Below are 15,628 nucleotides of genomic sequence, written 5' to 3' on the forward strand. Positions count from 1 at the left end.
TGGTCCGGCCCCCCCCCACCTCACTAGCCCGCGTTCGTTGACGGGGGTTTGGGTTGTGGGTTGAGACCACGGTTGGTCTAACACCCCACCCCTCCCGTCCCGGTACCGCCCGATCTACCCTGATCTGATGAGAACTCCACGTCAGGCAGCGCGCATTGTCGTCCTCTCACCCAGCGGATCGGTGTTCCTGTTCCGCGAGAACAACGTGGAAGTCGGGATCCACTGGCTGCCCCCGGGCGGCGGCATCGACCCGGGCGAGACCCCGGAGCAGTGCGTGCGGCGCGAGCTGCGCGAGGAGACCGGCTGGACCGACCTGGAGCCGCAGCGGCTGCTGTGCACCTGGGAGCACGACTTCACCCACCAGGGCGTCCCGGTCCGCCAGCACGAGCACATCTACGTCACCACCGGCCCCCACCGCGAGCCGGTCCTCGAAGAGCCCGGCATCCACTGGCAGTGGCTCTCCCCGGAGCGCCTGGCCGGCCTCGGCGAACCCCTCTGGCCCCCGCGCCTGCCGGAACTCCTCGCCCGCACCCCCGCCGAACCGGTCCACCTGGGCCTGATCGCCTGATCGCCCGATCGCCCGGCCTCCGGTACGTCCGGCCGTCAGCGGTCGCGCCCGCCCGTGCGCACCGCGCCCGCGCTCGCCACGACGACGAGCGCGATCGCGGCGCACTGGACGGGCGAGAGCCCCTGGCCCAGCACCAGGTAGCCGGCCGCCGCCGCGACCGCGGGGGACAGGCTGGCCAGTACCGCGAAGGTGGCCGCGGGCAGCCTGCGCAGGGCGAGCAGCTCCAGGGTGTACGGCACCCCCGAGCTCATCACCGCGATGGCCAGGCCCAGGGCCAGCACGCCCGGCTCCAGCAGGGCCGCACCCGCCGATCCGATGCCGAGCGGCAGGCTGACCAGCGCGGCGACCGCCATCGCGATCGCCAGGCCGTCCAGGCGCGGGAACCGGGCCCCCGCCCGGGCGCCCAGGACGATGTACGCCGCCCACATCGCGCCGGCGCCCAGCGCGAACGCCACGCCCGCCGCCCCGAGCCCGTCGAAGCCGCCCCGGCCCAGCAGGAACACCCCGGCCAGCGCCAGCCCGGCCCACAGCAGGCTCGCCGCGCGCCGCGAGACCGCCACCGACAGCAGCAGCGGCCCGAGCACCTCGAAGGTGACCGCCGCTCCCAGCGGGATCCGGTCGACGGCCTGGTAGAAGAGCAGGTTCATACCGCCCAGGACCAGCCCGAAGCCGACGGCCACCGCCCAGTCGCCGCGCGCGTACCCGCGCAGCCGGGGCCGGGCCACGGCCAGCAGCAGCACCGCGGCGAAGGCCACCCGCAGCGCGACCGTCCCCAGGGCCCCGGCCCGGGGGAACAGCAGCGCGGCGAAGGCCGACCCGAACTGCACCGACAGCGTCCCGGCCAGCACCAGGGCGACCCCGACGGGGGTACCGCGGCCGGCGGGGTGGCGCAGGAGGCGGGGGGAGGGGGTCGCGGGGGCGGATGACGCCGTGGCGGCGGGGGTCGTGGAGGTCATGGCTTTCACGCTAGGAACCGGGCCGCGCCGTGTGAAATGCCGAATGACGGATGGTTATGCTCCACAGGCATGACCATCGAGCTCCGGCACCTGCGCGCCTTCCTCGCCATCGCCGACGAGGGCAACGTCACCCGCGCCGCCGCCCGCCTCCACCTCGGCCAGCCCGCGCTGTCCCGCACCCTGCGCCAGCTGGAGGACCACCTCGGCGCCCGCCTCGTCGACCGCTCCACGCACCACCTGGAGCTGACCGCGCAGGGACGTACCTTCCGCGACAAGGCCCGCGCCGCCGTCGCCGCGGTGGACGCCGCCCTCGACCCCGGCGGGCTGCACAGCTGGCCGCTGCGCCTGGGCCACACCTGGGCAGCACTCGGCGACCACACCGTCCCGCTGCTGCGCCGCTGGGACGAGTCCCGCCCGGACGTCCCGCTGGAGCTGCTCCGCGTCGACGACCCCACCGCCGGCCTCACCCAGGGCAGGGTCGACGCCGCCCTCCTGCGCGGCCCCGTCACCGCGCCCGGACTGCGCACCGCGCTGCTGCTGGAGGAGGAACGGGTCGTGGTCATGCCGGCCGACAGCCCGCTCGCCGCGCTCCCCCGCATCACCCTGGCCGACCTCACGGCCCGCCCCATCGCCCTGAACACCGTCTCCGGAACCACCACCCTGGACCTGTGGCCCCGGGCGGCCCGCCCCGCGCCGGTGATCGAGGTGAGCAACACCGACGAGTGGCTCATCGCCATCGCCGCCGGGCGCGCCCTGGGCATCACCACCTCGGCGACCCCGAGCAACCACGCCCACCCGTCGCTGGTCTACCGCCCCCTGGCCGACGCCCCGCCGGTCCCCGTCGTCCTCGCCTGGCGCGAGGGCCCGGTCCACCCCGCCGTACCGGACCTCCTCGCGCTGACGCGGGAGATCCTGGACGGGGCCGGGGACGGGGACGGGGCCTAGGGCTCAGCGCTGGCCCGAGGCCCGCGCGTAGAGCTTGGCGGCGTAGTCGCCGAGGACCGTGCTCGTGGACACGTCGTCCGTGTCACCGCCGGTCAGGATGCCGATGATCTTCCCGTCGCGGCCGATCCAGGCACTCCCGCTGGTGCCGCCCGGGAAGTCGGAGCAGTCGAAGCGCTGCTCCCGCTCGCCGGTGCGGACGGCGACGGCCGTGCAGGTACGCGGAACCTTGCGGTCGGCGGGGTAACCCGTCACCGTGACCTCCTCGCCCGCGCGGCCGGAGGTGTCCAGGGGCGCGCCACCGGTGACGGCCTCGACGGTGCGGCCCTTGTCGTCGGGGGCGAGGCGGGCGAAGGCGAGGTCGTAGTCGTCGTCGGTGCCCTCGGCCCAGCGCTCGTCCTCGAAGACCTCCTCGATCTTCCACACCCCGTACGGGGCCGTCCCGTTCACGTACCCGGGGGCGAAGACGGCGCCCTTGCCACCGGTCTGCTTGCCCTCCATCAGGCAGTGGCCGGCGGTGACGATCAGGTTCTTGCCGGGGCTGCGCACGACGGTGGCGGTGCAGAAGTGCTCGCCGTCCAGGCCGCCGGTGAAGAGGGCGCCGGTGAACGCGACGGGCCCGCCGGGCTGGGGGCTCGCGGCGGCCGGCGGAGGCGTGGCGAGCTGCGGCTTGGACACCTGCGCCCGGGACGGCCCGGTCGGCGACGCCGCGGGCGCTGCCGACTTGGCGCGCACGGGCGCGGCCGCCTCGGGAGGCGGAGCCAACTCGGCCACCACCGCTGAGGCGCCGAGCGCCGCCAGCGCGCACAGCACCCCCGTCACCACGGACCGCTTCTCCACCGCCATGATCCCCTCCCGCTTCGCCCCGGCGAGCATGCCCCGCGGACATGCCAAGGTGCAAGGCCGGAGGGCCGGGCGGTGCCGGGTTGGCGGGATTCAGCCTGGCCGAATCAGAGCAGGTCCGGGGGTTTCCCGTCAGTCCCATCGTCCTTCCGGTTCGGGCCGTCCTGTCAAGGGCGCTCCCTTCGGTCGCGTCGCTTCGCGATCGCCTTCGGCGACCCTTGACAGGCCGTCCCGCCCCGGAATGCCGAAAGACTGCCGGGAACCCCCCGAAGGAACGGTCACGGGGGAGAGAAGCCAGAAGCGGGCCCGTCAGCGATGAGACGAGGGGCCGGGGGTCGGCTACCTGTACGAGAGGTTGATCAGAGCACTCTGCGGAGCCTCCAGGCGCAGCAGATCGCTACGCGCTCCTCCCGGCTCAGCGTCCGACGACCGCCTGGGGCCGCTGCCCGCACCAGAGGACGACCAGGACGGCCCGGGAAGCGTCCGGGCGCACCAGATCGCTACGCGCTCCTCCTGGCATGGCGTCCGACGGCCGCCTTGGGCTGACACCCGCAGCGGAGGACAATGGGCACATGAGCGGGAAGTACGCGGACCTGGACGGCCTCCTGGGCATCGGCGAGGACGCCGACGGGGTCCCCTTCTACCTCCGGATCACGGCGGGCGAGCTCAGCTACGACCGGAGCGGGGAGGTCTTCGACCACATCCAGGTCATCCTCTTCCAGACGGCGGCGCCGGGCCGGCCGGCGGACGCGAACGACATGTTCGAGACGGATGAGTTGGACGGCCTGGCCGCCGAGCTCCGTCGAGGAATCCTCGACTGGTACGGCGACCGCATGCCCTTCCGCCTCCCCACCGCCGCAGAGCGCGCTGTGATCCATGCCGCGACGGGCTGGACCTGACCGTCAGCCCCGGAAGCCGAGATAGGTCCACGACACCCCGGGGCGTCCGTGCGGATCCTCACGCTCGGCGAGGTGGAGGAGGTCCAGCCCGCACTCCCGGGCGAGGTCCACGGTCTCCCGTGCCGTCACGGCGAACATCCGCCGGCCCGCCGGAACCGGCCCGTGGCGCAGCGAGAGCACCACTCGCCCCCCACCCTCCAGCAGCCCGGCAAGCCGCGCCATGGCAGCGGCCCGCTCCCCTTCATCCAGGTGCATCCAGACCGCTGTCAGGAGGATCAGGTCGAACCGGCGCCCCTCCAGACCCGGCAGGTCAGGGAGCGCGTCATCGACCCATTCGATCTCCGTCGCCGCATGGATGCCCATCCCCAACGCACGCAGTTCGGCGGTCGGTTCAACCGCGACCACGCGATGCCCTCGCCCGGCCAGCGCCGCCGCGTCCCGCCCGCTCCCCGCCCCGACGTCCAGGACCGAGCCCGGCCGGGAGGGGAACAGGTGCAGGACCTCGCGGTGCACTTCCTCGAAGGTCACGCTCTCGTACTGCTCGACCAACGCCTCGGCAGCCTCGCCGTACCCGGCCGCACTGGCCAACACCCGCCCGCCGACAGTCATATCGTCCATGAAACGGACCCTACGGCGCTCCAGATCGACCTCTGGTGCGGGTACCAGCCACAGACGGCCGCCGGACGCCGAGACGAGAGGAGCGCGTAGCGATCTGACGCGCCCGTCGGCTCCCCAGACCGCTCTGTTCGTCCTCTCGTGCGGGTATCGGCCACAGACGGTCGCCGGACGCCGAGACGAGAGGAGCGCGTAGCGATCTGTCGCGCCCGGGGGCTCCGCAGGTCGCTCTGACGGGCGTGTGGCGCAGCCAGCCGGCCCCCGGCACCGCCGCCTCATCGCCGACACGGCCGCTCCTCCAACGATGGACCGTGCCGTCCTTTTGGGGGTTTCCCGGCAGTCTTCGTTTTTCCGTGGCGGGACGGCCTGTCAAGGGTGGCCGAAGGCCATCGCGAAGCGACGCGACGAAGGAGCGCCCTTGACAGGCCGGCCCGACGCGGAAGGACGATGAGACTGACGGGAAAGCCCCATACCTTCTCTGAGGCCGTCCGGCTGGAACCCCGTCAGTCCGTGACCCCGCCGAGGAACGCCACCCAGGCCGCCGGCGCGAGGGCCAGCTCGGGGCCGGCGGCCACCTTGGAGTCCCGGACGTGGATGGCGTCCGCACAGGCGGCCACCTCGACGCAGTTGTCGCCGTCGCTGCCGCTGTACGTCGACTTGTTCCAGGAGAGGGCGACTTCGACGCAGTCGTCGCCGTCGCCACCGCTGTAGCTGCTCTTGAACCAGCGCAGATCCGAGTTGCTCATAGCGTTCCTCGCGTTCTCTCCAACAGGCCCAAGGAGTCAGCCGGATTGAGAGCCTGCGAACGCAGTTTGGCATACCGCTGTTGGAGGATGCTGACCTCTTTGGGGTCCGAGATGAGCAACCCGGCGCGCTGCCCTTCGCTGTAGCCGAACCACTGGTGGTCCGGGGTCTCCAGGAGGCAGATGGGCCCGTCGTGGCCAGCGTGTTCGGCCTGCCACCTCGGCATGATCTGGACCGTCACGTTGCGCAGCCGGACCACTTCCAGGACGTGGTCGATCTGGTCACGCATGACCTCGGGCCCACCAAAGCAGCGGTCGAAAACCGCCTCCTCGACGATGAAGCTGAAGGAGGAGTTCGGGAGGTCCCGGAGTATGTGCTGGCGGTCCATCCGGCCGACCACCTGGGCCTCGATCCTCTCGTCCTCCAGCGGCGGAACCCGCTCCGCGAACAGCCCCCGCGCATACCCCTCCGTCTGCAACAACCCCGGCACCATCCGGCACTCGTACGTGTACAGGCTCAGCGCAGTCGGCTCCAGCAGTGCCCACTTGCGGAACCACGACGCCACCCGCCTCGGCCGGGTCAGGTACTGGGCCGCGCCCTTCACCGCGCCGAAGCAGTCGAGCTGCTCCTCGACCAGCTCCACCAGCCGTTCGCTCGGGTAGCGGCGGGCCTGTTCCACCGAGGCGACGTACTGCGCGGAGTAGCCGATCAGCTCGCTCAGGCCCTCCTGGGTCAGACCTGCACGCCTTCGGAAGGCCTTCAGGACGGCCGCGAAGCTACGGAGGGCCCCGTTCGGGTCCTCGAAGTCCTCTTCCTCTTCGGTCTCACAGTCGGCGTCGTTCACACGCTCCACCTCCGACACCCCCAACTCACGCACCTCCGCGCCATGCTCAAGGGCTCCGTCCCCCCGGACCAGTACCTCCACTCGTACAACACCCCCAGTAGCAGCAGCTCGGTCGATTCCGACCATTCGCGGTCACCAACGGCCTTTACAAACACCTGTTTTCACGTAAGCTCCCCCTCACCAGCCAAACAGTGTCCGGGGGAAACAGTAATGCTGATCACCACAACCGCCATCGCCACCGCCGCCGCCCTCACCACCCCCCTCGCCGCCCTCCTCACCCACCGCACCCTCCGCCGGGCCGCCAACGCCCGCCTGATGCGGATCGACACGCCGAACGGCATCGACGAGCAGGGATTCATCACCATCGGCGGGATCGACCAGTGGATCTCCATCCGGGGCGAGGACCGGGCGAACCCCGTGCTCCTGGAGATCCACGGCGGCCCCGGTGCGGCCAACTCCCCCTACGGAAGCCGCACACGCCCCTGGGAGCGGCACTTCACCCTCGTCCGGTGGGACATGCGCGGAGCCGGCCTCACCTTCGCCAACGGCGGCGCCGCCACCCAGGGACCGGGACCGGCCACCTTCGAGCGGCTCTACGCCGACGCCCTGGAGGTCACCCACCACGTCCGCGAGCGGCTCGGCGTGGACCGGGTCGTCCTCCTGGCGAGCTCCTTCGGCACGGTCTTCGGGCTCCGCCTGGCCCGCAGCCACCCCGAGCTCTACTCGGCGTACGTCGGCACCGACCAGAACGTCCTGGAGGCGGGCCGGGACACCACCGCGTACGACGCCACCCTCGACCGGCTCCGGGCGGCGGGCAAGACCAAGCAGGCAGCGGAGATCGAGGCCATGGGCCCGGACCCGCGCCGGTGGACCCCGAAGCAGAGGACGGCGTACGACAAGCTGTGCGCCGGCAGCGACCCGCTGACGCTGGACACCGTGAAGAAGGTGGTCCTGGGTTCGATGTGGCTGTCGCCGCTGTACCGCCTCCGCACGATCGCGGCGTATTTCAAGGCGCAGTCCTTCTCGGAGTCCGTCACCCCCGGCTCCCACGACATCGACGTCTGGGCCGACGGAACCCGCTTCGACATCCCCTTCTTCGTCTTCCAGGGCGCCCACGACGTGATCACCCCGGCCGCCCGCGCGAAGGCGTACTTCGACGCGGTCGAGGCCCCGGTCAAGGCGTTCGCGCTGATCGAGGACGCGAGCCACTTCGCGGCCCTGCGCCACCCGGACCGCTTCCTGACCCTCCTCCTGACCCACGTCCACCCGGCCGTGACGGCCACCCGCGCCACCACCGCCGCCTGACCCGGGCGTGCCGGGGCGAAGGGGAGGGGGTGGGGGCCGGTCCGGCTCCCACCCCCCTCGCGTTTGCTCAGGCCCCCGCCCAGAGCCCCTCCGCCGTCAGCCCCAGCAGATCGATCGCGTTGCCGCGGACGATGCGGTCCACGACGTCCGGGTCCAGGTGGCCCATCTGGGCCTCGCCGACCTCCCTCGACTTCGGCCAGGTGGAGTCCGAGTGCGGGTAGTCCGTCTCGTAGAGGACGTTGCCCACGCCGATGTCGCCCAGGTTGCGCAGCCCGAAGGCGTCGTCGAAGAAGCAGCCGTAGACGTGCTCCGCGAAGAGCTCGGACGGCGGGCGGTGGACCTTGTCGGCGACGCCGCCCCAGCCGCGGTTCTCCTCCCAGACCACGTTCGCGCGTTCCAGGATGTAGGGGATCCAGCCGATCTGGCCCTCGGCGTACATGATCCTCAGGTTGGGGAAGCGCTCGAACTTGCCGCTCATCAGCCAGTCGACCATCGAGAAGCAGCAGTTGGCGAAGGTGATGGTGGAGCCCACGGCCGGCGGGGCGTCCGCCGAGGTGGAGGGCATGCGGGACGAGGAGCCGATGTGCATGGCGATGACCGTGCCGGTCTCGTCGCACGCCTGGAGGAAGGGGTCCCAGTCGTCGGTGTGGATCGACGGCAGTCCCAGGTGCGGGGGTATCTCGGAGAAGGCGACGGCGCGCACGCCCCGGGCGGCGTTGCGGCGGACCTCCGCCGCGGCGAGGCGGGCGTCCCACAGGGGGACCAGGGTCAGCGGGATGAGGCGGCCGTGCGCTTCGGGGCCGCACCACTCCTCCACCATCCAGTCGTTGTAGGCGCGTACGCCGAGCAGCCCGAGCTCGCGGTCCTTGGCCTCGGTGAAGGTCTGGCCGCAGAAGCGCGGGAAGGTGGGGAAGCAGAGGGCGGACTGGACGTGGTTGACGTCCATGTCGGCGAGGCGCTCGGGAACCGAGAAGGAGCCCGGGCGCATCTGCTCGTAGGTGATGACTTCCAGCTTGATCTCGTCACGGTCGTACCCCACCGCGGTGTCGAGGCGGGTGAGCGGCCGGTGCAGGTCCTCGTACACCCACCAGTCGCCGATGGGGCCGTCGTCGCCCTTGGCGCCCATGACGGGTGCGAACTTGCCGCCGAGGAAGGTCATTTCCTTGAGGGGGGCGCGGACGATCCGGGGGCCGGTGTCGCGGTACCTGGACGGGAGGCGGTCCCGCCAGACGTTGGGGGGCTCAACCGTGTGGTCGTCCACCGAGATGATCTTCGGGAAGGTCTCCATGCGTTCTACGGTAGCGTTGAACTGACGGTCCGTCAGCTATTCGCGCGGTAGTCGCGCAGTCCCGCAGTAGTCCCACGGCAGTCGTACTTCGGCCAGGAACGGTTGGCTCCGCCACGGGCTGACTTGTACGTGCAACACAGGGCAGACTGACCCTTGAACCGACGGAAGGCAGGGGGGACGACAGATGGACGGCGTACCGCCCATCCCGCAGCAGCGGAACCACCCCGACGCGGCCCGGTCCCACAGCGGCACCGGCCCCGCGCCGGACGCTCCGGTACCGGAAGGCCCCGGGGCCCCCGAGGCCCCCGAACCCCCCGCCCCCTCCGACAACCGCTTCGCCGTCCTCGGCCCCGTCCGCGCCTGGCGCGGCGCCGAGGCGCTGCCCTCCGGCAGCCCCCAGCAGCGCGCCCTGCTCGCCGTCCTGCTGCTGCGCGACGGCCGCACCGCCACCGCGCCCGAGCTGATCGACGCCATCTGGGGCGAGGACCCCCCGCAGCAGGCCCTCGCCACCATCCGCACGTACGCCTCCCGGCTCCGCAAGGTCCTCGAACCCGGGCTGCTCGTCAGCGACGCCGGCGGATACGCCGTCCGGCTGCGCCGGCCGGAGGCCCTGGACCTCGGGATCGCCCGCAGCCTCGCCGCCGACGCCGAGAAGGCCCGCGCCGCCGGCGACCGCGCCCTCGCCCGTACGCTGCTGGCCCGCGCCCTGGAGATGTGGGACGGCGAGCCCCTCGCCGGGGTCCCCGGCCCGCACGCCGAGACCGAGCGCACCCGCCTGTCCGAATGGCGCCTCCAGCTGCTGGAGACCCGCCTCGACCTCGACCTGGAGGTCGGCCAGCACGCCGAGGCCGTCTCCGAGCTCACCGCCCTCACCGCCGCCCACCCCCTCCAGGAGCGGCTGCGCGAACTGCTGATGCTCGCCCTCTACCGCAGCGGCCGCCAGGCCGAGGCCCTCGCCGTGTACGCCGACACCCGCCGGCTCCTCGCCGACGAGCTCGGCGTCGACCCGCGGCCCGAGCTGTCCGCGCTCCAGCAGCGGATCCTCAACGCCGACGCCGAGCTCGCCCGCGCCGAGGACCCCGCCCCCACCGCCGCGCCCGTACTCGTGAGGCCCGCCCAGTTGCCCGCCACCGTTCCCGACTTCACCGGCCGGGCCCCCTTCGTCACGGAACTCGGGGAGATCCTCGCCGGCGCCGACGGGCAGGTCATGGCCGTCTCCGCACTGGCCGGCATCGGCGGCGTCGGCAAGACCACCCTCGCCGTGCACGTCGCCCACGCCGCCCGCCCGCACTTCCCCGACGGGCAGCTCTACGTCGACCTCCAGGGCACCGAGCCCCGGCCCGCCCTCCCCGAAGCCGTCCTCGGCTCCTTCCTGCGGGCCCTCGGCACCCCCGACAGCTCCATCCCCGACTCCCCCGCCGACCGGGCCGCGCTCTACCGCTCGATCCTCGACGGCCGCCGCGTCCTGGTCCTGCTCGACAACGCCCGCGACGCCGCCCAGGTCCGCCCGCTGCTGCCCGGCACCGCCGGCTGCGCCGCCCTCGTCACCAGCCGGGTCCGGATGTCGGGCCTCGCCGGGGCCCATCTCGTCGACCTCGACGTGATGAGTCCCGAGGAGGCCCTGCAGCTGTTCACCCGCATCGTCGGCGCCGAGCGGGTCGGCGCCGAGCGGCAGGCCGCCCTCGACGTCGTCGGCGCCTGCGGCTTCCTGCCGCTGGCCATCCGCATCGCCGCGTCGAGGCTCGCCGCCCGCCGCACCTGGACCGTCTCCGTCCTCGCCGCCAAGCTCGCCGACGAACGCCGCCGCCTCGACGAGCTCCAGGCCGGCGACCTCGCCGTCAAGGCCACCTTCGAGCTCGGCTACGGCCAGCTGGAGCCCGCCCAGCAGCGCGCCTTCCGCCTCCTCGGCCTCGCCGACGGCCCCGACGTCTCCCTCGCCGCCGCGGCCGCCGTCCTCGGCCTCCCCGAGCACGACACCGAGGACCTCCTGGAGGCTTTAGTCGACTGCTCCCTGCTGGAATCCGCCGCGCCCGGCCGCTACCGCTTCCACGACCTCGTACGGCTCTACGCGCGTGCGTGCGCCGAACGCGACGAGCAGCCCGCCGGCCGCACGGACGCCCTCGACCGGCTCCTCGACTTCTACCTCGCCACCGCCGCCCGCGTGTACGCGGTCGAGCGCCCCGGGGACCGGCTCCCGGCCCACCTCAGCGCCACCCGCCACCCCGGCCTGGTCCTCACCGACCCCCGCACGGCCCTGGACTGGCTCTTCGCCGAGGCCGACCCGCTGCTCGCCTGCGTACGCCAGTCCGCCGGCCGGCCGGAGGCCCTGCGCCGGGCCGTGGACCTGCTGTGGGCGGCCAAGGACCTCGCCGAGTCCGGCGCCAACTCCAAGCAGTACGAGTCCGCCGCGCTGACCCTGTGCGAGGCCGCCCGCGCCGCCCGGGACGCCCGGGTGGAGGGCCGGGCCCGCACCACCCTGACCATGGTCCACCTGTTCGCCGGCCGGTTCGCCGAGGCCGACGAGCAGGCCCGGCAGGCCATGGAGCTGGCCCGCGAGGCCGGCGACCCGCTGCCCAGCTGCTGGGCGCCCAACGACCGGGGGATCATCGCGCTCTACGAGAAGCGCTACGAGGACGGCGAGCGCTACCTGCTGGAGGCCATAGAGAGCTTCCGCGCCGACGACAACCTCATCGGCGAGGCCAGCGCCCTGTGCAACCTCTCCCGCATCCACGTCGGCCTGGGCCGCCTGGACAGCGCCATCGACCTGGCCCGGCAGGGCATCGCCGTCTACGACCGGATGGGCCTGACCCTGCGCCTGGCCAACGGCCGCTACGCCCTCGGCATCGCCCTCACCCAGGCCGGCCGGCTCGGCGACGCCCTCGCGCAGCTCGGCGAGGCGCTGACGCTGTTCCACGACAACCGGCAGCCGCTGTGGGAGGGCGTCACGCACTTCCGGCTCGCGGAGGCGCATCTGGCGGCGCAGCGGCCCACCCTGGCCGCCAAGCACGCCGAGCAGGCCATCGCGCTGCGCGGCATCGGCGGGGAGTGGCGCCGGGCGACCGTGCTGACGGTCCTGGGCAAGGCGCTGCGGCGGCTGGGCCAGCCGGACCGGGCGCGGGCCTGCTGGCGGGACGCGGAGACGGTCTTCGCCCAGCTCGGGTCGGCGGAGCTGTCCGAGGTGCGGGCCCTGCTGGCGTCGGAACTGGCCGCCTGAGCTGCTCGTTCCCGGGCGGGCTGCGGCCCGCTGCGCGATGGACGTGGACGTTCATCGTTCGTTTATCGCCGGGGCCCACGATAGCTACATCGACCCGGCGCTTCGGGGGACTACCGGGCCGGTTGGAGGACTACCCGTTCGGCGGTCCACGGGGGAACCGCCGAACGGGCCCGACCCACGACAGGCCCGACTCATGATCAGGAGAGCCGAGATGACGACGAACGAGAACAGCCTGCCGCTCGACGGGGACATCAGACCGTTCGACAACCACGCCTCGGGCGCCGAGATCGACCCGCGGGAGCTTCCGGTGGAGCCGCCCGTGGTGAAGCCCGGCGAGACTCCGGACGACAACCACGCGTCCGGCGAGGAGATCGTCTCGCTGGACAACCACGCGTCCGGCCCGCGCCCGTAACACCGGGAGCAGGGCACGGCGTACGGGGGAAACGTACGGGGGGACGCGCGTACGGGGGGCCTTGAGCGGTCGTACGGGGGACGTACGGGGGAGCCGCTCGGGGGCGTACGGGGGAAGAACGCAAGGACGGACGGCCCACGGGGGATTCGGGGGAATTCGGGGCCGTCCGCACGGGGAAATGAGCGCGGTGGCCGCGGTGGCCGGAGGGGGACCACCGCGGCCGCCGCCTTTGCGCGTCCGGCACGCCGTAGGGTGTGACCGTGTTCACTTCTCAGGGACCCAGCCTGCGCGAACTGGCCGTCCAGGCCCTCTCGTCCGTCGAGCACGGCTACGACCTGCTCGCCCCGAAGTTCGACCGGACCCCGTTCCGGACCCCGGAGCGGATGCTCGACGCCGTGGAGGAGACCCTCGCCGCGCGGGAGGGGTCCTTCGGGTCGGGGCTGGACGTGTGCTGCGGTACGGGTGCGGGCCTGGGGATGCTGCGCCGGCTGTGCCGGGACCGGGTGACCGGTGTCGATCTCAGCGCGGGCATGCTGGCGGAGGCCGCGCGGGCGCACCCCGAGGGCGTGGACCTCGTACGGGCCGACGCGCTGGCGCTGCCGGACGCGCTGGGGGGCGCGTACGACCTGGCGGTGAGCTTCGGCGCCTTCGGGCACTTCCTGCCGTCGGAGCGGCCCGCCCTGTTCGCCGGGGTGCACCGGGCGCTGCGGCCGGGCGGGGTGTTCGCCTTCCCGGTCGGCGCCCCGATCCCGCTGACGTCCCCGGTGTGGTGGGCGGCGGCGGGCTTCGACGCGGCGATGCGGGTCCGCAACGCGGTGTGGCGGCCGCCGTTCGTCATGTACTACCGCACCTTCCCGTTCGGGCCGGTCCGCGCCGACCTGGTGGCGGCGGGCTTCCGGGTGGAGACGGTCCCGCTGGAGCACTTCGGGTACCGGGAGGACGGCACTCCGCGCTGGCGGCTGCTGCTGGCCCGCAAGCCGGTGTGATCACCAGGTCCGGTCGAAGGGCAGGTGCACCCGCAGCTGGTCGGTGAGGTCGTTGCCGGCGCGGAGGCGGGCCGTGTCGTTGGCGGACAGGGCGCGGCCGTAGACGCGTACGTCGTCCAGGGCGCCCGCGTAGAAGGCCTTGTAGTCGGGCTGCGTGCCGAGGTGGACGGTGAAGGCTCCGGTGGGGCGGAAGTCCATCCGGTCCGGGGCGAGTTCGGTGGTGGCGGGCGGGGCGCCGTCGACGGAGAGTTCCAGGCGGGTGCCCCTGCGCTGGAGGACGACGTGGTGCCAGGCGTCGTCGTCGGTGCGGGTGGCGGCGGTGAGCGAGGTAGGACCGGTGCCGGCGTTGAGGGTGGCTTCGAGGCGGCCGGTGGCGGGGTCGGCCTCGATGCGGAGCTGTTTGGCGGCCGGGCCCTGGCCGTAGGCCCAGAAAAGGGGCTGGCGCAGGCCGCTGTCCCGGTCCTGGCCGCGGGTCTTGTACTTGACCCAGGTGGTGACGGCGAAGTCGCCGTCACCGATGCGGAGCTGGTCCGGGCAGTCGATGAGGCGCAGGAAGTCGTCCTTGCCGTCGAAGCGCACGGCCTTGCCGCCGTCGGGGCGGTTGCCGAGCCGGGGGGCGCCGTGGACGACGGCGTGGTTGTGGAACGGCGAGGCGTCGGTGGTGCGGCGCGGGGTGAGGTCCTCGGCGGCGGCCCGGAGCTCGTGGGGGCCGAAGGCGGTGAACTTGACGTAGCCGTGGGGGGTGCCGTTGGCGGTCTCGTAGAGCATGCCGACGCGGCCGCCGGGCAGGACGGCCATGTCGGAGTAGCCGGCGCGCTCGCGCAGGACGACGGCGCCGTCCTTGGACCAGGTGCGGCCCTCGTCCTTGGAGGTGCGCACGGCCAGGGTCCAGCGGTCGGAGAACTCGGCGCCGGGCCGGCTGGGCGCGGACAGCAGCAGGGGGCCGCCGGGCAGCTGGAGCACGGATCCGGCGGCGGGCGGGGCGGGGAGGTCGGTGACAGGGCGGAAGCCGGGGTCGGGGACGGCGGGTGCGGCGGCGTCCTCGACGATCGCGGCGACGCGGTGGTCGGGGGTGCCGCAGGTGGCGGTGGAGCGGGCGTTGACGTAGATCCGGCCGTCGGGCAGCTGGGTGAGGGCGGGTTCGTTGGGGGCGGGGGTGCCTTCGGGGGCGCCCCAGCGGGCTCCGGGCTGCCAGGTGAGGCCGCCGTCGTCGCTGTAGAGGAGCTGGGCGCCGGATTCGCCGGACTCGGTGCGGTAGTCGGAGCTGACGACGAGCCGACCGGGTCGGTCGGGGCGGGTCGGGGTGAGCTGGATGCCGTGGCCGGGCCCGACGGAGACCCAGGCCCAGTCGGCGCCCTTGAGCCGGGGCTGCGGGGCGGGGTCGGTGGTCCAGCTCGCACCGTCGTCGGTGCTGTGGGTCAGGCGCAGTTCGCGGGGGCCGCGGACGCGGTTGCCTTCGGCGTCGGGGGTCCAGGTGCTGTAGGCGTGGAGCAGGGTGACGCGTCCGGAGGCGGAGTCGACGACGGGGACGGGGTTGCCGTAGGCGCCGGGGTCGCCGGCGCCGCGGATGACCTGCATGGGGCCCCAGGTGCGGCCCTCGTCGGTGGAGCGCTTGAGGACGATGTCGATGTCGCCGATGTCGTTGCAGCTGGCGGTGCGGGCTTCGGCGATGGCGAGGAGGGTGCCGTCCTTGGTGGTGACGAGGGTGGGGATGCGGTAGCAGTCGTAGCCCTCGGTGAAGGCGCTGAAGGGTGCGGAGACGGCGGCGGTCAGGCCGGTCTTCTGCGCCTTCGCGGGCCGGCCGCCGTCGTCGCCGCCGGAGTCGTCGGACGGTGCCGGGGCGAGGGTGAGCCAGCCCGCGGCGCACAGGACCAGGGCGCCGGTGACGGCCCACGCCGCGGCCGCCCCGCCCCTCGGCCGGCGGGGCCGGGACGGCAAACGGAATCGGACACCTGACTGGTTTGACCTCACCCGTGCAGGCTAACGCCCCCGCCCGGCGGGGCCCCGGCCGC

14 protein-coding genes are annotated in these 15,628 nt (G+C 73.3%); 7 read left to right on the forward strand and 7 right to left on the reverse strand.

Annotation, left to right across the window (positions count from 1 at the left end):
* The first annotated feature begins 127 nt into the window (after positions 1-127).
* Complete coding sequence (locus ACQKM2_RS29170; protein ID WP_427714875.1) at positions 128-568, forward strand: NUDIX hydrolase; 441 nt, start codon at positions 128-130, stop codon at positions 566-568.
* A 35-nt stretch (positions 569-603) separates the two neighbouring features.
* On the opposite strand, the gene ACQKM2_RS29175 is transcribed toward ACQKM2_RS29170, so the two are convergent.
* Positions 604-1,524 (reverse strand): EamA family transporter, encoded by a 921-nt coding sequence (locus ACQKM2_RS29175; protein ID WP_427714876.1) that lies wholly within the window; start codon positions 1,522-1,524, stop codon positions 604-606.
* A gap of 69 nt (positions 1,525-1,593) precedes the next feature.
* Here ACQKM2_RS29175 and ACQKM2_RS29180 point away from each other — a divergent pair, with 69 nt between their 5' ends.
* Positions 1,594-2,469 carry a LysR family transcriptional regulator gene (locus tag ACQKM2_RS29180; RefSeq protein WP_427714878.1) on the forward strand — a complete coding sequence of 292 codons (876 nt, stop codon included), beginning with the start codon at positions 1,594-1,596 and terminating at the stop codon, positions 2,467-2,469.
* Positions 2,470-2,472: 3 nt separating this feature from the next.
* On the opposite strand, the gene ACQKM2_RS29185 is transcribed toward ACQKM2_RS29180, so the two are convergent.
* The gene (locus tag ACQKM2_RS29185) at positions 2,473-3,312 is read right to left on the reverse strand and encodes a trypsin-like serine peptidase (protein ID WP_427714879.1); all 840 of its coding nucleotides are present in this window, start codon (positions 3,310-3,312) and stop codon (positions 2,473-2,475) included.
* A gap of 569 nt (positions 3,313-3,881) precedes the next feature.
* Here ACQKM2_RS29185 and ACQKM2_RS29190 point away from each other — a divergent pair.
* Positions 3,882-4,208, forward strand: coding sequence for a hypothetical protein (locus tag ACQKM2_RS29190; protein WP_427714881.1), 327 nt, complete (start codon positions 3,882-3,884; stop codon positions 4,206-4,208).
* A gap of 3 nt (positions 4,209-4,211) precedes the next feature.
* On the opposite strand, the gene ACQKM2_RS29195 is transcribed toward ACQKM2_RS29190, so the two are convergent.
* The 3 genes from ACQKM2_RS29195 to ACQKM2_RS29205 all read right to left on the reverse strand — a co-directional run bounded on the left by ACQKM2_RS29195 (position 4,212) and on the right by ACQKM2_RS29205 (position 6,492).
* Positions 4,212-4,826 (reverse strand): class I SAM-dependent methyltransferase, encoded by a 615-nt coding sequence (locus ACQKM2_RS29195; RefSeq protein WP_427714883.1) that lies wholly within the window; start codon positions 4,824-4,826, stop codon positions 4,212-4,214.
* Between the two features lie 500 nt (positions 4,827-5,326).
* Positions 5,327-5,569, reverse strand: coding sequence for a DUF397 domain-containing protein (locus ACQKM2_RS29200; RefSeq protein ID WP_427714885.1), 243 nt, complete (start codon positions 5,567-5,569; stop codon positions 5,327-5,329).
* Positions 5,566-6,492, reverse strand: a complete 927-nt coding sequence (locus ACQKM2_RS29205; RefSeq protein WP_427714887.1) for a helix-turn-helix domain-containing protein — start codon at positions 6,490-6,492, stop codon at positions 5,566-5,568. Before ACQKM2_RS29205 ends, ACQKM2_RS29200 begins: the two co-directional genes overlap by 4 nt.
* Positions 6,493-6,621: 129 nt before the next feature.
* Between ACQKM2_RS29205 and ACQKM2_RS29210 the strand changes: the two genes are divergently transcribed.
* Positions 6,622-7,716 (forward strand): alpha/beta fold hydrolase, encoded by a 1,095-nt coding sequence (locus tag ACQKM2_RS29210; protein WP_427714888.1) that lies wholly within the window; start codon positions 6,622-6,624, stop codon positions 7,714-7,716.
* A 67-nt stretch (positions 7,717-7,783) separates the two neighbouring features.
* Here the strand turns inward: ACQKM2_RS29210 and ACQKM2_RS29215 are convergent, their stop codons facing one another.
* A complete protein-coding gene (locus ACQKM2_RS29215; protein WP_427714890.1) occupies positions 7,784-9,004 on the reverse strand; it encodes an amidohydrolase family protein in 1,221 nt (406 codons plus the stop codon).
* A gap of 184 nt (positions 9,005-9,188) precedes the next feature.
* On the opposite strand from ACQKM2_RS29215, the gene ACQKM2_RS29220 reads away from it, so the two are divergent.
* From ACQKM2_RS29220 to ACQKM2_RS29230, 3 genes are all read left to right on the forward strand, one after another.
* Complete coding sequence (locus ACQKM2_RS29220) at positions 9,189-12,218, forward strand: BTAD domain-containing putative transcriptional regulator (RefSeq protein WP_427714892.1); 3,030 nt, start codon at positions 9,189-9,191, stop codon at positions 12,216-12,218.
* Positions 12,219-12,429: 211 nt separating this feature from the next.
* Positions 12,430-12,630 carry a hypothetical protein gene (locus ACQKM2_RS29225; protein ID WP_125605493.1) on the forward strand — a complete coding sequence of 67 codons (201 nt, stop codon included), beginning with the start codon at positions 12,430-12,432 and terminating at the stop codon, positions 12,628-12,630.
* Between the two features lie 260 nt (positions 12,631-12,890).
* Positions 12,891-13,616: a class I SAM-dependent DNA methyltransferase gene (locus ACQKM2_RS29230; RefSeq protein WP_427714894.1), complete on the forward strand. Its 726-nt coding sequence runs from the start codon at positions 12,891-12,893 to the stop codon at positions 13,614-13,616.
* Here the strand turns inward: ACQKM2_RS29230 and ACQKM2_RS29235 are convergent, their stop codons facing one another.
* Positions 13,617-15,554, reverse strand: coding sequence for an exo-alpha-sialidase (locus tag ACQKM2_RS29235; RefSeq protein ID WP_427714896.1), 1,938 nt, complete (start codon positions 15,552-15,554; stop codon positions 13,617-13,619).
* Positions 15,555-15,628: the final 74 nt, after the last annotated feature.

Source organism: Streptomyces sp. NPDC004126 (assembly GCF_050275515.1).
Lineage (GTDB): Bacteria > Actinomycetota > Actinomycetes > Streptomycetales > Streptomycetaceae > Streptomyces.

Bases quoted from the DNA above. Each gene is read 5' to 3' on its own strand.
- ACQKM2_RS29180 (WP_427714878.1), top strand. From the start codon at position 1,594: ATGACCATCGAGCTCCGGCACCTGCGCGCCTTCCTCGCCATCGCCGAC.
- ACQKM2_RS29200 (WP_427714885.1), bottom strand. From the start codon at position 5,569: ATGAGCAACTCGGATCTGCGCTGGTTCAAGAGCAGCTACAGCGGTGGC.
- ACQKM2_RS29225 (WP_125605493.1), top strand. From the start codon at position 12,430: ATGACGACGAACGAGAACAGCCTGCCGCTCGACGGGGACATCAGACCG.
- ACQKM2_RS29210 (WP_427714888.1), top strand. From the start codon at position 6,622: ATGCTGATCACCACAACCGCCATCGCCACCGCCGCCGCCCTCACCACC.
- ACQKM2_RS29190 (WP_427714881.1), top strand. From the start codon at position 3,882: ATGAGCGGGAAGTACGCGGACCTGGACGGCCTCCTGGGCATCGGCGAG.
- ACQKM2_RS29175 (WP_427714876.1), bottom strand. From the start codon at position 1,524: ATGACCTCCACGACCCCCGCCGCCACGGCGTCATCCGCCCCCGCGACC.
- ACQKM2_RS29215 (WP_427714890.1), bottom strand. From the start codon at position 9,004: ATGGAGACCTTCCCGAAGATCATCTCGGTGGACGACCACACGGTTGAG.
- ACQKM2_RS29170 (WP_427714875.1), top strand. From the start codon at position 128: ATGAGAACTCCACGTCAGGCAGCGCGCATTGTCGTCCTCTCACCCAGC.
- ACQKM2_RS29185 (WP_427714879.1), bottom strand. From the start codon at position 3,312: ATGGCGGTGGAGAAGCGGTCCGTGGTGACGGGGGTGCTGTGCGCGCTG.
- ACQKM2_RS29220 (WP_427714892.1), top strand. From the start codon at position 9,189: ATGGACGGCGTACCGCCCATCCCGCAGCAGCGGAACCACCCCGACGCG.
- ACQKM2_RS29195 (WP_427714883.1), bottom strand. From the start codon at position 4,826: ATGGACGATATGACTGTCGGCGGGCGGGTGTTGGCCAGTGCGGCCGGG.